A 16,811-nucleotide genomic window follows, 5' to 3' on the forward strand; every position below is an offset into this window, starting at 1 on the left:
TTACATTAAAGGTTCTAAATTTTTTATATATAAAAAATCTTTTCTTAAAATACGGATTAAAAAAAGGTAAGAAAGTTGTTTTTCTCTATTTCCTTCACTCTTTTTAAAAAGAGTAGTTAATTCATGTTCTCTTTTTTTATATGAGTTATAGATATGAATATTGAAAAAACGACTATTTAAAATTTTTTCATCGAGTTGTAACAATTTAAATTTAAACACTTCGTTCACGGAAGACAATTCTTCTTTTTTTTCGAAAATATGCTGCTCATTTTTAGTAATAAAATATTGACTTTCCTCTATTTTTCTTGATATTGATCGTTCTTCGATTTTCTTTTTCTTTTTCTGTTTATTAAGAAAAGCATCTATAACTGATTGGGTTGCTTCAAATAATTCCTTTTGTGCTTCCTTAATCGCGGAGTGTATTGAAGAAACATCGTTATCATAATTACTATCAAAAAAATAGCGATCTATAGTATAATCGTCTAACTTATGGTATATAGAATAAAAACAGTCTAATGGATCATTTAAATATTTATTTGGATCATCCTCACTTTCAATTATTTTATAATTAAAATCGAGCCAATCATTGTAACTATCAATTATCTTCTGCTTTTCATTTAAAAGAAAAGCTTTCAAATTTCCTACTGATTTATTGCTACTGCTGAGATAACCAATGGATTGAAAACAAATAGGTTCAAGTTTCTTATTTTCATAAGAAAGTATTTTTTTCTTTTTTCTATTTTCTTTTAACGATTTGGAGATATCATCAAGTTCATTTTTTATTCCTTCAATTTTATTTTTATTTTTTCGATAATACGTTTTTTTATTTTCAATTTTTCCATCTATTTCATTTATCTCTTTGGTTAATTTATCTATATAAATATTATACTCTTCAATTTCTTTTTCTCTTTGTTGTTTTAAATATTCAGGCAACATATAACCTGTTTTTAAACGCGATAAAGGATTCATTGAATTTTCAATATCTTGGTATAATTTATTTAAAATGACTTTCCTTAACTGAATGCTTCTCTCTGTAAATTTATCATTACCTTTTATAAGACTATTCCAACTGCGACCACATTCAATAGGATATAGTTGTTCTTTAATACTTTGAGGTAATCTCAATTCCATTGTATTGATTTGTTCAAATATATAATCATTGAACGATTCTAATGAGTTGATATCATTATTAATGATTTTATCTTTTATCGATGCATTAGAAAAACTATGAGTTAAAATAACTTTATAAACTGTCGAATTAAAATACCAAGCTGATAACAATGGATTATCTAGTTCTTCATTTTTCAAAAAACCTAAACCATCAATTTTTCCTACCAGGAAGATCATATCCGCAGCGCTAATATAATTTCCAACAAGCTCTTTTACATAGCTATTTTCATTTTTGTTTCGTGCATTAATTCCTGGTAGATCATGAATAAGCAGATCGACGGCGTGATTAGCATCGGGTATAAAGTAAATATTTGGAATAAAAACATCTATTGTTGATATTTCTTTCGTTTTACCCTTTTCGACTTGAGTTCGTAACTCTTTTAATATCAATAATGCTTCTTCGTCATTAAACTGCTCTTCGCCCTTTTTTCTATGACTAAAATGCCAATATTGATCATCAGAGCGCCGATAGCGAGATGAACGTGAAGTTGCAGAATTACCTAATGTTTGCCCTGCCCTTAATACTTTATCAACTTGAGAAATTTTATTTTCATCAACACCTAACAACGTTAATATAAACGTTGTTTTTCCTACTTGTGTAGAGCCATAAATAATAATTGATGCTTGCTTTTTATTATTTAAATGCGTATTTATTAACCTATCAGAGTCAAATTTTTCAATAAAACTTTGATACGCATTTTCGGCCCATAATAAGCGTTCGGAATAAATATCATGCCAAAATGTTTGTTGCATCGATTAAATGTTCCTGAAGTGCTTTTTGAATGCTTTCTAAACGTATTCTGGCTAATGCCATATCACTTTTTAACGATAAATTATCAGGAATATCATAAATTTGCTTTAGATTATTTTCGATAATTTCTCTTAAATCAGCCATTGCATCTGCATAAATGCTAACAACATGTTGTATATAACTGGTTTCAAAATTAAGCATTGTACTTTTAATAAATTGAATTTGAACTTGATCCGATTCTCTCACAATAGATGTTAATTGATAAAATGTATAAGCAGCTGTTATTGCTACCGCAGCTTTTCCTAAAATAGCAATAGGTGAAAATTTTGTATCAGGTTCAGGTTCATATTTTCCATCTAACTTACCATCTGCCAGATCTAACCCTAACAATACCGCTATTGAATTCTTGATTGGTGTGATTTGTTCTGTTCCATCAAAAAGTTTTTCTAGAAAGGTTTGAGGATTACATTCATTTGGATAAATGGTATCCGTTTCATTTTTTTCTGAACGAATTAAATTTCCACGCATAAATTCCATGGCAAGTACGGGTATTAATGCCATTGCAAGTTTTTTATCTTGTGCTTGTATTTCATCTAAATCTTGCTTTTTCCCATATAGAAAACTTTCTAATGTTTTTAGAGGCATTTCTTTTACAGGAAGATTTTCAAGAGTATTATTACTATAGTTTAAAAGCTGATTAACTGATGTTGTTCTATTTTCAATCAGAAGATCATCGACTTTACTGGTAATAAATCCATTCAGTCTAAATTCTGTACCATTTAAATGGGTTATTACATTACCAGTAATAATATTAATATTTTTTTTACTGTATTTATCTTTCCAAGCATCTTCAACTCTTTTCAGCCTTTCTCTTTGAATATCTTGCCCTTGCAGTGATAATCTTCGTCCTAAAATTTTAAGATTATTAAAAAAGCCCTCTTCTTCCTCTTTATATTTTTCTTCGCATGCATTTATTGCTGATTGTGTATGATAACGAATATTATCTTTTAGTTTCTTGCGTAATTTTGTATTATATTTTTCGACGTTTTTATCAAATTCATTTAAAAGTTCCTCAACAATACCTAATTTTCCATCATGTTTTTGGTTACAATCGCTGTTTAAATCATCAATTGTGGATAATATTCTTTCGATATCTTCATCTAATAATGTATGAAATGCGTCAAGTAGATGCGTTTCTGTTTTTGAAGTCGAATGAATATATTTATTAATAGCTTTTTCTAGCTGTGTTGCCCACTCCGTTTTATTCCCACTCCCTGTTAAAACGATATTGTCTATTTTAATCTCATGATTTTTTTCATTATATTCTTTATTAAAAACACTCGATGCAGTATTTGCTAATTGTATTTTGTCTTCTTGCGATATATTTTCGGTTTTCGTAACCGCTATAATAGGGCTTCGTTCAGAGAGAAAACAGGAAAGATCTTGTGTAATATATTGTTGGTTATTGTTAGCTAATAAAACACCATCTGTCGCAATAATGATCCCACTTGCATTTACAAAAATATGTTTCATCAGGTTTTGCCAAACATGATTTTTATAGTTTTCTTTTTCATAGCCAGGCAACAATACCCAATTCAATTTTTCCTTAATAAACGCTTTTTTACTTGGTATATATAATTTAGGGTAGAGAATACTTAAGTTTTCATTACTAAATTCAGTATTGAAATCATTCCAACCTTGCAATACCTGTTTTAACTCTTCTTTGGTTATATTGTTTTTTTCTATAATTTTTCTTGTTTCTTTTTCTAAACAAACAAAAACTGCTTTAGGTTCAGTCAATTGTTCATCTTCAACTTGCTCAATAAATAAAGGGACTTGTTCACCTCGCCCAGGATTACCCTCTAGCCAGTCATTTGATATATTTAACATTTCCTTAACCAAGGTTGTTTTACCCGCACCTTGAGTTCCACCAATCGCATAAATATCTTTTTCTTGTAATAAAATCGTGAGCTCTATTTTTCTAATTACATTGACAATATGCTCAATCTCTTCTTTAGAAGCCTTATTTTCAATATAAATTGATAAGGTAAAATTTAATGCCTTTTTTAACTCGTTTAATAAAGATAAATTGATTTTCATTTTGTTATGCCTATTTTTCACCAGCCGACCAGTCTGAAAAATGCACCGATGTTATTTTTTTGTTAATGGTATTGGTAATGCTACCGCCATTATTTTGTCTAGTGGCAAAGTGTTTTGTTACTTAAAATATTTAACGAATGTAACCTTATAATATATCGTATATAGATAAAATAGTAATTTTAAATTAGGCAAAAATACGATTACTGTTTTAAATAAGATATATTTAAATTTATTGATAGAATTACGTATTTCCAACTAATCAAATAAGAGGTGTCTTTTTTATTTATTTTTAGAAATTTAACTTAATAAAACAGAATAAAAAAGGATGACCCATAAAGATCATCCTTAGCCTATTCTGTTATTACACTAAAATATGATGTGATTATTTATAATTAACCTGCGTTGGCTTGTCTAACATAATTTCTGTTTTTGCGGGTTCTGTTTGTGCGATCACTTTACCTTGACGAACGGAATAACGTACTGGGACTTGGCGACGTAAAGCATCAAATCCATTATCTGCGGGTAGAATGATAAAGTTTGCACTATTTCCTACTTCAACACCATAATCTGTTAAAGCGAGTGTTTTTGCACTGTTGTGGCTAATTAACTGTAATCCGTTATCAATTTGACCATAACCCATTAATTGGCAAACATGCAGCCCCATATGTAAAACTTGAAGCATATTTGCTGTACCTAATGGATACCACGGATCAAAAACATCATCATGACCAAAGCAGACGTTAATATTACTTTCTAGCATCTCTTTTACGCGAGTAATACCACGACGTTTTGGATATGTATCAAAACGCCCCTGCAAGTGAATATTCACTAAAGGATTCGCCACAAAGTTAATGCCTGACATTCTTAATAAACGGAATAAGCGCGAAGTATAGGCCCCATTATAAGAGTGCATTGCGGTTGTATGACTTGCAGTAACTCTTGAGCCCATATTTTCTTTATGTGCTAAAGCGGCAACGGTTTCAACGAAGCGAGATTGCTCATCATCAATTTCATCACAATGAACATCAATTAAACGATCATATTTTTGTGCTAATGCGAAGGTTTTATGCAATGATTCAACACCATATTCACGCGTAAATTCAAAGTGTGGAATAGCACCTACAACATCAGCACCTAATTTTAATGCTTCTTCTAATAAAGCTTCACCATTAGGGTAAGACAAAATACCTTCTTGTGGAAAAGCAACGATTTGTAAATCAACCCAAGGTTTAATTTCTTCTTTCACTTCCAGCATCGCTTTTAATGCGGTGAGCGATGCATCCGAAACATCCACATGAGTTCTAACATGTTGAATACCATTAGCAATTTGCCATTGAAGCGTTTGCCATGCACGTTGTTTAACATCATCATGAGTTAACAATGCTTTTCGCTCTGCCCAGCGCTCGATACCTTCAAATAACGTACCTGATTGATTCCAATTCGGTTGCCCTGCAGTTTGTGTAGTATCTAAATGAATATGAGGTTCAACAAAAGGAGCGTGAACTAAACCACCTTGCGCATCTAATGACTCAAGATGAAAATTATTTTCAGGCTGAGGCTCTATCGCTTCAATTTTGTTATTTTTTAGCGTAATGCGCCACAAACCTTCTTTTCCAACTAGACGAGCATGGTTAATTTGTTCGATATTTTTACCCAGCATGATTTATCTCCACTTGTCGAGCTGTACGACGATTTAATATGGGATTTAACACAGCATAACTTATTGCTCCCCCCAACACGGCATTAACAGGCACAATACCCGGTAACCAGTGCCCTGCGATAATACCAATTGCAACAGCGAGTAACGCAACCCAGTTAACCGATTGCATTGTAGCAACATTAAAGCTGTTATAGCGTGCTTTATTCATCAGATAATCTGCAATAATAACACCTCCTACTGGTGGAATTGCTGCAGATAAAAAGGTAAGCCAACCAACAAAGTTATTATAAAGCCATAATGCACACAGCGTACCAATGATACCGTTTATTACAGAAAGTTTTTTACTTGATAAACCAGTGATATTGGCAAAACCCAATCCTGATGCATATAACGCATTATCATTGGTTGTCCAGATATTTAAACCTAGCACCACGATAGCCGGCAGCAATAATCCTTGCGCAATCATCACATCAGAAATATCTGCCATTCCCAGTGAAGCGGCGCCTGCTGCGCCAAAGACAAACATTAATGTATTGCCTAAGAAGAAAGCGACAATTGCAACAACCACTGCGACTTTAGGGTTTCGTCCAAAGCGGACAAAATCAGCCGTCAGTGTACCCGCACTAATAAACGATCCGACAACCATCGCCAGCGCTAAATTAAAATCTAATGGCTGAGTAGGTTTAACAGCCATTAACGTAGAAAGCCCGCCCATATCATGTATGGCAAGATAAACAGAGTAACTTCCAAGGATAGCAATAGCGGGAACAGCAATGATAGAGAGAACGGTGAGAGCGGAAATGCCGAAAAATACAGTGATGGTCATTAAAATGCCGGAAACGGCGATGAGGAGATTAATATCAATACCAGTGGCTTTTCCTACCGGGATGGCAAACATTGCCACACCCACACCGAACCAACCAACTTGAGTACCACCGAGTAAAAATGAGGGAAGCCAAGAACCTTTAATACCGAAAGAGTAACGCGCGAGAAGATGAGTAGTAAGACCTGTTTTTGAACCAATAAAACCAAGAAATGCGGTGTAGATACCAAGAAGAAGATTACCAATTAGAACTGCGAGGAAGAAATCATTAAAGGAAAGACCAGTACCAAGAGCGCCGCCAGTCCACATACTGGCTGAAAAAAACGTTAATCCCAACATCACAAAGGTTAACGCTAATCCACCCTTTCTTGCGGATATGGGCACTGGGCCCTGACTATAATTGTTGTCCTGAGACACTTTAACCCCCTATTAATTTCACCAGGCCAAAAAAATCTGACGAATTCTATCTACATAAAAATATTATGCAAACGTTTTCGTCGTCTGTTTATTATAATTAATGGAATGCTTCACTTATGGAGAGTTGATATTCGTCACAGAAATGGCAGAACAATCGTTGTTTTACTTGAATTTATCTCGTTATTTCGAATACGACTTATCAAGTAATTTTATTTAGGAATATTTATGATAGAGATTAATCACATTCCCTCTCTCGAAAACCCCAACTTACATAAATATTTCTTATTTAAATTGAAAACAATAAAAAGGAATTATTGATAAACGCACAAAAGAGGAACTTTCATCCCTCTTTTGCATATTATAAATAACTTGCTTAATTTCGCCTTCTCACCGGAGTATTATCTGCAACATAGTATTTTGCCTGACTTTTAGGTAAAGGTTTAATCCCTCTCACCTTATCAGCTAACTTTTCTGCAATCATAATTGTAGTCGCATTCAAATTCCCAGTGATTATTAGTGGCATGATAGATGCATCAATAACTCTTAAGTTTTCCATGCCGTGTACTCGACCTTCACCATCAACAACAGCCATTTCATCCGTTCCCATTTTACACGTGCCACAAGGATGAAATGCTGTTTCAGCACGTTCTCTAACAAAAGCATCAAGCTCTTCATCACTTTGGATATGTTTGCCTGGACTAATTTCTTCACCACGATAAGCATCTAATGCCGGTTGAGCCATTATTTCTCGCGTGATACGGATAGCTGAACGAAACTCTTCCCAATCTTGTTCTGTGGACATGTAATTAAATAAAATATTGGGATGTTGATGAGGATCTGTAGATGCTAATTTTACTCGCCCTCGACTGGGTGAACGCATAGAGCCCACATGCGCTTGGAAACCATGTACTTCTACCGCATTGGAGCCATTATAATTAATGGCAACAGGTAAAAAATGGAATTGAATATTAGGCCAAGCAAACTTTTCGCTAGAGCGAATAAACCCTCCCGCCTCAAATTGATTGCTTGCCCCAATCCCTGTTCCTTGAAATAGCCATTGCGCACCAATCTTAGGCTGGTTATACCATTTTAAAGCAGGATAAAGTGAAACAGGCTTTTTACATTCATACTGCAAATACATTTCTAAGTGATCTTGCAGATTTTCCCCAACTCCAGGTAATACATGTACTGGTTGAATATTAAATTCATTTAGTACTTTTTCAGGCCCAACACCAGAACGTTGCAAAATTTGGGGCGAAGCAATTGCACCAGCGCAAAGCAATACTTCTCGGCGGACTTTTACATGGTGAGGAGTGGTATTTCTCCCTAAAAAATAGCGAACGCCTACGGCTTTTTTGCCTTCAAACTCAATAATATCGGTCGTTGCATGTGTCTCGATCGTTAAGTTTTTGCGTGCTTTCGCTTGATCAAGATAGCCTCTTGCTGTGCTTGCTCGACGGCCTTTAGGTGTGACGGTTCTATCCATCGGGCCAAAACCCTCTTGCTGATAGCCGTTAAGATCAATCGTTCTTGGGTATCCTGCTTGTACACCCGCCTCAATCATTGCTTGAAATAAGATATTATTGCCTTTTTTCGGCGTAGTCACACTTACAGGGCCTTTATCACCATGATAATCATTGGCACCAATATCGCGACTTTCTGCCTTACGAAAATAAGGTAAACAACTTAAGTAATCCCACTCTTCAAGGCCGGGGAGTTTTGCCCAACCATCAAAGTCCATCGCATTACCACGGATATAACACATACCATTAATTAATGATGATCCACCAAGCCCTTTCCCACGACCACATTCCATGCGTCGGTTATTCATATAAGGTTCAGGCTCTGTTTCATAAGCCCAATTATATCGCCTGCCTTGTAACGGATAAGCTAATGCCGCTGGCATTTGTGTACGAAAATCGAACCTGTAGTCCGGACCTCCAGCTTCAAGGAGCAGCACAGTAACTTCAGGATCTTCTGTCAAGCGGGTAGCAAGAACGTTACCGGCTGAACCAGCACCGATAATAATGTAGTCATAGACCATTGTTATCTCCTCTGTTTCAGTCATTAAAAAAAGAATGGATTAAAAAACGGATGAAAACTCCCCAAGTTCAACTTGAATAGATTTTATTTGCGTGTAATTTTGTAATGTAACCAGACCATTTTCACGCCCCACCCCAGAATGTTTATAGCCACCAACTGGCATTTCTGCTGGAGACTCGCCCCATGTATTAATCCAACAAATCCCAGCTTCCAACTGGTGAATAACACGATGAGCTGTTGTGAGATCTTTAGTGACAAGACCTGCGGCTAAACCATAAACGCTATTATTTGCGCGTGAAATCACTTCATCTTCAGTTTGATAACTCAAAATACTCATCACTGGGCCAAATATTTCGTCTTGCGTAATTTTCATATCATCAGTGCAATCAGTGAAAACCGTCGGTGCAACATAAGCACCTTGCACAAAATTGCTTTCTAACAAACGATGACCACCACAAAGTAATCTTGCCCCTTGAGCTTTGCCTAACTCAATATAATTCAAGACTTTTTCAAGATGAGGAAAACTGACCAGTGAACCAAAATTGGTGTCCATCTCAAGAGGAGAGCCGATCCTAATACGTGATACGCGCTCTATAATTTTCGCTTCAAATGCAGCCTTTAATCTTTCGGGAACAAAAACACGAGTGCCATTGGTACACACCTGCCCCGAACTATAAAAATTCGCCATCATCGCAATATCAGCGGCGGTATCTAAATCTGCATCATCAAAAATAATTAAAGGCGATTTTCCACCAAGCTCCATGGTTACTTCTTTTAAACTTGAAGCAGAAGCATTTGCCATCACCTTTTTACCCGTTTCAATCCCACCAGTGAAAGAAACTTTCGCGATATCAGGATGCTGTGTTAACCACTGTCCCACATTAGCTTTTCCTGTAACAACATTAAAAACGCCCTTTGGCAATCCTGCCTCAGTGTATATTTCGGCAAGTTTTAATGCTGTTAATGAAGTCATCTCACTTGGTTTAAAGATCATGGCATTACCTGCGGCAAGTGCAGGTGCAGACTTCCACAACGCTATTTGAATCGGATAATTCCAAGCACCGATACCAGCAACAATTCCCAATGGTTCACGGCGAGTATAAGCAAAAGCCGTTTCTCTTAGTGGAATTTGCTCTCCTTCAAGTGCAGGAATAAGACCTGCGTAATACTCTAAAACATCAGCGCCCGTCACAATATCGACATAACGTGTTTCAGATAGGGGTTTGCCTGTATCTAGGGTTTCTAAATAAGCCAATTCATCATTACGTTCACGTAAAATATCAACAGCCCGTCGTAAAATTCGAGAGCGTTCCATCGCGGTCATTGCACGCCAAATTTTTTGCCCTTGCTTCGCACTCTCGACGGCCCAATTGATATCTTCTTCACTTGCAGATTGTAAATGTGCAATCACTTCGCCATTAGCAGGATTAATCGCATCAAATTGTTCACACTCTGGCTCTGCACAATCGACATATCCACCATGAATATAAAGTTTATGTAACGGTGGGTTTGGCATAGTTTCTCCTTTATTATTAGTTTTTTAAGTCTTTATTTGACTCCGATTTGTAAGTTGCATATCGATATATTCATTAGTAATGGTTTTGGCCTCTTCAAGAGAAAATGGTGCATTACTTAATGCACTTCGTAGCCATAAACCATCTATTAATGCGGCTAAACCTTTCGCAGCCAAACGTGCTTGATCTTTAGTAAGAACACGCCCAAACTCGTAACTTAAATTGGAATAAAGTCTTCTATCATTGACCTTTTGTAGACGATTCAAATTAGGCTGATGCATACTACTCGCCCAAAACGCTAGCCATGTTTTCATGGCAGCTTCACTGGTTTGCGTAGTATCAAAGTTACCTTCAACAATGGCTTGGATACGTAGCTTAGGTGTTGCATCGCTTAACATTCTTAAACGTATCGCCACCGCAAAACCCAATTGATACTGGATATGGCGCATGGCAGCTTCCAACAATCCATTTTTATCACGAAAGTAGTGGCTAATAATGCCGTTAGAAACACCGGCTTTTCGAGCTATCAATGCGATGCTCGCCTCTTGCATTCCAACCTCATTAATAACTGCTAACGTCGCTTGGATTAATTGCTGTTTACGTATCGACTGCATTCCTATCTTCGGCATGTTTTAAAGACCTAAAAAATACATTGAACACATTCATTAAACGTTTTTTTAATTGAACATTCAATCAATATTAACTATTGTTTATCACAATTAATTTACATTTCTATATGGGAGGATATTGTGAAAATTTGAATCTTTGCAACTAATTCAATTAGTTAACAAAGAATGCAACTTTTAACTTTTAGATAAATAAATTTTTGGAATTTCTGATGACAACTCTTAACAGCACAAAAAAACCACAGAAAGACAAGCTAAATTCTGTCGTTTTTTTCGCTTCAGCAACGCTGATTTTAGCGTTTTCTTTCTTCACTATTTTGATGACAGAAACAGCAAATACATGGATTGTGGCAACACTGGGATGGGTATCAAAAACCTTTGGTTGGTACTATCTATTGGCAGCCACGTTATACATTGTTTTTGTTATTTTTGTTGCCACATCTCGTTTTGGAAATATCAAATTAGGACCTGAACAATCGAAACCTGAATTTAGTGTTTTAAGTTGGTCTGCGATGTTATTTGCAGCCGGTATTGGGATTGATTTGATGTTTTTCTCTGTAGCAGAGCCGATTACACAATATATGTTACCGCCAACCGGCGAAGGTGAAACAATAGAAGCAGCCCGTCAGTCGATGGTGTGGACTTTATTCCACTATGGCCTGACGGGCTGGTCTATGTATGCACTTATTGGTATTGCACTCGGTTATTTTAGCTATCGTTACAATTTGCCATTAACCATACGCTCTGCACTTTATCCTATCTTTGGAAATCGTATTTATGGCCCAATTGGTCATACAGTTGATATTGCTGCGGTGTTAGGCACCATTTTTGGTATTGCAACAACGTTAGGTATTGGTGTTGTACAACTTAATTATGGCTTAAAAGTTCTTTTTGATTTGCCCCAAGGATTAGGCGTCCAAGGCGGATTAATTCTATTATCCGTTATTATGGCCGTTATTTCGGCAACATCGGGCGTTAATAAAGGGATCAGGATTTTATCTGAACTGAACGTATTACTCGCATTGGGGCTTATTTTATTTATCTTATTTGCGGGGGATACTGAGTTTTTATTAAATGCGCTGGTATTAAATGTCGGTGATTACACTAATCGTTTTTTAAGCATGACATTAAATAGTTTTGCATTTGATAGACCAACAGATTGGATGAATAGCTGGACGCTGTTTTTCTGGGCTTGGTGGGTTGCATGGTCACCTTTTGTTGGACTCTTTTTAGCACGTATTTCAAGAGGACGAACAATTCGACAATTCGTCATAGGTACTTTAATTATTCCCTTTGTTTTTACACTGTTATGGTTATCCATTTTTGGTAATAGCGCTTTATATGAAGTGATCCATGGCAATAAAGCACTCGCACAAACCGTATTAGAAGCCCCCGAAAAAGGATTCTATTCTTTATTAGAACTCTATCCCGGTTTTGGTTTAACAGCTTCTGTCGCCACAATTACGGGATTATTATTTTATGTCACTTCTGCCGACTCTGGTTCATTAGTATTAGGCAATTTCACCTCTCAATTAAGCCATGTTAATAACGATGCACCCAATTGGCTTCGCATTTTCTGGTCTATTGCTATTGGTTTATTAACGTTAGGTATGTTAATGGCAGATGGTATTTCTGCCTTACAAAACACAACAATAATAATGGGATTGCCCTTTAGCTTTGTTATTTTCTTTATTATGGCCGGACTTTATAAGTCATTAAAAGTTGAAGATTTCAGACGAGTTAGTTCGCTAAATACCAATGCGCCGGCACCACTTTATGGTAATACGACGATGAATTGGAAACAGCGTTTAGGGCGGGTTATGAATTTTCCAGGAACCACCTATACACAACGCATGTTAGATTTAACCTGTATGCCAGCAATGCAAGATGTGGCTAAAGAACTTTTATTACGTGGAGCGAAAGTTGAATTCAATTATTACCCAATTGAAGATAATGAACGCTTACATCATTTAGAACTTGTGGTCGATCTTGGGCAAGAGCAGAATTTTATTTATCAAATTTGGCCACAGAAATACTCAGTACCTGCATTTACTTATCGTGCTCGTCGAGGTAAATCAGACTATTACCGTTTAGAGACCTATTTATGGGAAGGTACACAAGGTAATGACTTAATGGATTACACCAAAGAGCAAATTATTACAGATATTTTAGACCAATATGAAAAACACCTGAACTTTATTCATCTTAGTCGTGAAGCACCCGGCTCGACACTAACTTTTCCTGAATAAAAGCTATAAATAGCCATTAATATCTAAGGGAAATCTGATAAACGATTTCCCTTTTTTATTATATTGAACCGTGTTAGACAATGTTTTCCAAAGAACCACGCAAGAAAAAAGTGAATATTTAATTATTTTTATTACATAACTATTTACTTTGGTTTTCTTTTTAGTAATCTATGTGAACTAATAAAACATAAAATAATTTACTTGGGAAAACATCACATGAATCGTCGTTCATTCTTAACATCATCCAGCCTAGTGATTGGGGGGCTTTCGTTAAGTTCCTTTGTTAGCTCTGCTTATGCCAATGAACCATTGAAAAATAAATTGGTATTTAATGCAGAAAATCCGTTACTACTCAATTTTAATGAAAATTCACTTGGCATGTCGCAAAACGCGAAACAGGCTATTATCGATGCTTTACCCAATGCTTTCAGATATCCAGATGATGCACGTAGCGCATTAATTAGCGAATTAGGGAAAGAATTTAAACTTTCAGATAAACATATTACCTTAGGAAATGGCTCATCTGAGACAATTCAAGCAGCCGTACAATTTGTGGCAAACAAAGCACAAAAAGAAGGTAAAGCAGTTCAACTTATTGTTCCTGACCCGACATTTAACTATGCCGAGCTTTATGCTGAACCTTTAGGTGTAAAAATCGTTAAAGTACCCGTTGATAATACTCTAGCTTTCGATTTAACAACCATGCAGAAAAAAGCGCAAGAATTTGACGGTATCAGTATGGTCTATTTATGCAATCCGAATAATCCAACAGCAATGTTAACCCCTAGTGCAGAATTATCGAACTGGGTAAAATCAGCAAAAGAGAATGTCTTTTTTATTATTGATGAAGCTTACGCTGAGTTTGTTTCAACACCTGAATTTATCAGTGCAATTTCGTTAGTTGCTGCAGGATATAAAAATCTGATTGTCGCCCGTACTTTCTCAAAAATTTATGCCTTAGCTGGGTTACGTGTAGGTTATGGCGTTGCTGTCCCAGAAGTAATCTCACAAATTGATTCCTTTGTTTCTATTGATAATACTAATACTGCAGGTGCAGTTGCCGCATTAGCCTCACTAAAAGATAAAGCTTATGTGGAATATAGTCGTAAATCGATTGATGTTTCACGTCAGATAGTCGTTGATGCCTTAAAAGAGCTGAATATTGAATACGCACCTTCTCATGCAAACTTTATATTTCATAAAGTTAAAGGCGATGTAAAAACCTATCAAAATAGAATGAAAGACGCGAATATTATGGTGGGTCGTGAATTTCCACCTGCTTTGGGGTGGAGCCGTTTAACTTTAGGCACACCCGAAGAGATGAGCTATTTCGTTTCTACATTAAAAGCCTTTAGAGCTAAAGATTGGATTTAATCTGATCCAACATCTATCTTATTGATTAATGAAACAATGCCCTTGAAAATAATATCAAGGGCATTTTCTTTGTTATTAAATCATTCAATTGTATTAAAGCGGATCCACTTTTAAGCAAGAGACTGCGTGGCGGAAGCTTCCTTCTAATAAAGGTCGTGTTTTTGCACATTCTTCATCCGCCATCGGGCAACGTGTACGGAAAATACAACCTGATGGTGGATTAATCGGAGAAGGCAACTCCCCCTCTAATAAATCAATGTGCTTATTACGCTCTTTATCGGGATCAGGAATAGGTACTGCTGACATCAACGCTTTAGTATAAGGATGTAGTGGGTGATGATAAACTTCATCATAGGTTCCTAATTCTACCGCATGCCCTAAATACATCACCAAAACACGATCTGAAATATGCTTTACCACTGCCAAATCATGCGCAATAAAGATTAAAGATAATCCCATCTCTTTTTGAATATCTTTCAGCAAGTTAACCACTTGAGCCTGAATTGATACATCTAATGCTGAAACGGGTTCATCACAAATCACTAATTTAGGCTCTAGAATTAACGCGCGAGCAATACCGATACGCTGACATTGCCCACCAGAGAATTCATGAGGATAACGGTTGATTAAGTTTGGCAATAATCCGACTCGCATCATCATTGCTTTGACTTTTTCAACAACTTCAGCCTGTTTCATTTTAGGGTGATAAGTTTTTAATGGTTCAGCAATGATATCGCCAATCGTCATTCTTGGGTTTAGAGAAGCCAGCGGATCTTGGAATATCATCTGGATATCTTGGCGAATATCGCGCCATTGCTTATTCCCCATTCCCAGTAAATCATTACCTAACCAAGTGACTGTTCCACCAGAGGCTTTGACTAACCCAATAATGGCCCGCGCAAATGTCGATTTACCACAACCAGATTCACCAACAACCCCTAATGTTTCACCTTCATATAAACGCAGCGTGACACCATCAACGGCTTTGAGGCTTTTTTTAGGTTGCCAGAACCACTGTTTATTATCTTGAACATCGAAATAAACTTTTAAGTCATTCACTTCGAGAATAACTTTTCTATCTTGTAACATGGCTTGAGTCATACCAATTCCTCCACCGCTTTAAAACAGGCACGTAATCGCCCTTGTGCAAATTGCTCTAATTGAGGTTCACTCGTTAAGCATTGCTCTGTTGCATACTGGCAACGAGGTTGGAATGGACAGCCTTTTGGTAAACGCAATAAGTTCGGTGGATTTCCTGGAATGGTCGCTAGTCGCTCATCTTCACCGTCTAAACGCGGAACGGCTTGTAGCAACCCAATAGAATAAGGGTGTGATGGTTGATAAAAAATATCACGCGCATTTCCATATTCCATCGTGCGTCCTGCATACATTACCAATACTTTATCGCAAATTCCTGCAACAACCCCTAAGTCATGGGTGATCATGATAATTGCGGTGTTTAAATCATTCTTAAGCTCATTTAACAGTGTCATGATTTGTGCTTGAACCGTCACATCAAGCGCTGTTGTCGGCTCATCAGCAATTAATAGTTTAGGCTTACACAGCAATGCCATTGCAATCATGACACGTTGACGCATCCCGCCTGAAAATTCATGAGGGTACATACTCATTCGTTTATGCGCTTCAGGCATTTTTACGGCATCTAACATACGCACAGATTCTGCATATGCATCGTTTTTACTCATGCCTTTATGAAGCATTAAGACTTCAATAAGCTGTGAACCCACTTTCATATAGGGATTTAATGAAGTCATTGGATCTTGAAATATCATGGATATTTCTTCAGCACGCATTTTATTTAATTCGCTTTGGCGAAGGTTTAAGATCTCACGACCATTAAAGTTTGCGCTACCCGCTGTGCGACCATTTTTTGCTAATAATCCCATCAATGCGAAAGCTGTTTGCGATTTACCTGAACCCGATTCACCAACAATGCCTAGAGTTTCACCTGCGGCTAATTCAAAATTGAGTTTATTAACTGCGGTGACATCACCATCTGCGGTACTAAAAGTGACGCTGAGATCTTTAACGCTTAATAACGACTTATTTGCTGTATTTGTCAT

The 16,811-nt window shown here is 36.4% G+C and carries 11 protein-coding genes; 2 read left to right on the forward strand and 9 right to left on the reverse strand.

The genetic code is table 11. The features are described from left to right. The 7 genes from DK861_RS14360 to betI form a co-directional block, all read right to left on the reverse strand. Window positions 1-1,923, reverse strand: coding sequence for a dynamin family protein (locus DK861_RS14360; RefSeq protein ID WP_109400556.1), 1,923 nt, complete (start codon window positions 1,921-1,923; stop codon window positions 1-3). Continuing rightward, on the reverse strand, window positions 1,901-4,021 hold the full coding sequence (locus DK861_RS14365; RefSeq protein ID WP_109400557.1) for a hypothetical protein: 2,121 nt from the start codon (window positions 4,019-4,021) through the stop codon (window positions 1,901-1,903). The genes DK861_RS14360 and DK861_RS14365 overlap by 23 nt, the downstream gene beginning before the upstream one ends. 382 nt (window positions 4,022-4,403) lie before the next feature. After that, window positions 4,404-5,681, reverse strand: a complete 1,278-nt coding sequence (locus DK861_RS14370; RefSeq protein WP_109400558.1) for a cytosine deaminase — start codon at window positions 5,679-5,681, stop codon at window positions 4,404-4,406. Then, window positions 5,671-6,921 carry a cytosine permease gene (codB, locus tag DK861_RS14375; protein ID WP_109400559.1) on the reverse strand — a complete coding sequence of 417 codons (1,251 nt, stop codon included), beginning with the start codon at window positions 6,919-6,921 and terminating at the stop codon, window positions 5,671-5,673. The genes DK861_RS14370 and codB overlap by 11 nt, the downstream gene beginning before the upstream one ends. A 373-nt stretch (window positions 6,922-7,294) precedes the next feature. Next, window positions 7,295-8,965, reverse strand: coding sequence for a choline dehydrogenase (gene betA, locus DK861_RS14380; RefSeq protein ID WP_109400560.1), 1,671 nt, complete (start codon window positions 8,963-8,965; stop codon window positions 7,295-7,297). Window positions 8,966-9,004: 39 nt separating this feature from the next. Further along, on the reverse strand, window positions 9,005-10,480 hold the full coding sequence (gene betB, locus DK861_RS14385) for a betaine-aldehyde dehydrogenase (protein ID WP_109400561.1): 1,476 nt from the start codon (window positions 10,478-10,480) through the stop codon (window positions 9,005-9,007). A 24-nt stretch (window positions 10,481-10,504) separates the two neighbouring features. After that, window positions 10,505-11,107: a transcriptional regulator BetI gene (betI, locus tag DK861_RS14390; protein ID WP_109400562.1), complete on the reverse strand. Its 603-nt coding sequence runs from the start codon at window positions 11,105-11,107 to the stop codon at window positions 10,505-10,507. 209 nt (window positions 11,108-11,316) lie between these two features. Here betI and DK861_RS14395 point away from each other — a divergent pair, with 209 nt between their 5' ends. Next, window positions 11,317-13,353, forward strand: a complete 2,037-nt coding sequence (locus tag DK861_RS14395) for a choline transporter (protein WP_072064075.1) — start codon at window positions 11,317-11,319, stop codon at window positions 13,351-13,353. 216 nt (window positions 13,354-13,569) lie between these two features. Then, a complete protein-coding gene (locus tag DK861_RS14400; protein WP_109400563.1) occupies window positions 13,570-14,727 on the forward strand; it encodes an aminotransferase class I/II-fold pyridoxal phosphate-dependent enzyme in 1,158 nt (385 codons plus the stop codon). Between the two features lie 93 nt (window positions 14,728-14,820). Here the strand turns inward: DK861_RS14400 and oppF are convergent, their stop codons facing one another. Then, window positions 14,821-15,828 (reverse strand): murein tripeptide/oligopeptide ABC transporter ATP binding protein OppF, encoded by a 1,008-nt coding sequence (oppF, locus tag DK861_RS14405; protein ID WP_072064084.1) that lies wholly within the window; start codon window positions 15,826-15,828, stop codon window positions 14,821-14,823. After that, the gene (locus DK861_RS14410; RefSeq protein WP_109400564.1) at window positions 15,825-16,811 is read right to left on the reverse strand and encodes an ABC transporter ATP-binding protein; all 987 of its coding nucleotides are present in this window, start codon (window positions 16,809-16,811) and stop codon (window positions 15,825-15,827) included. The genes oppF and DK861_RS14410 overlap by 4 nt, the downstream gene beginning before the upstream one ends.

Origin of the sequence: Proteus sp. TJ1640 (assembly GCF_003144445.1) — a bacterium.
GTDB classification, from domain to species: domain Bacteria; phylum Pseudomonadota; class Gammaproteobacteria; order Enterobacterales; family Enterobacteriaceae; genus Proteus; species Proteus penneri.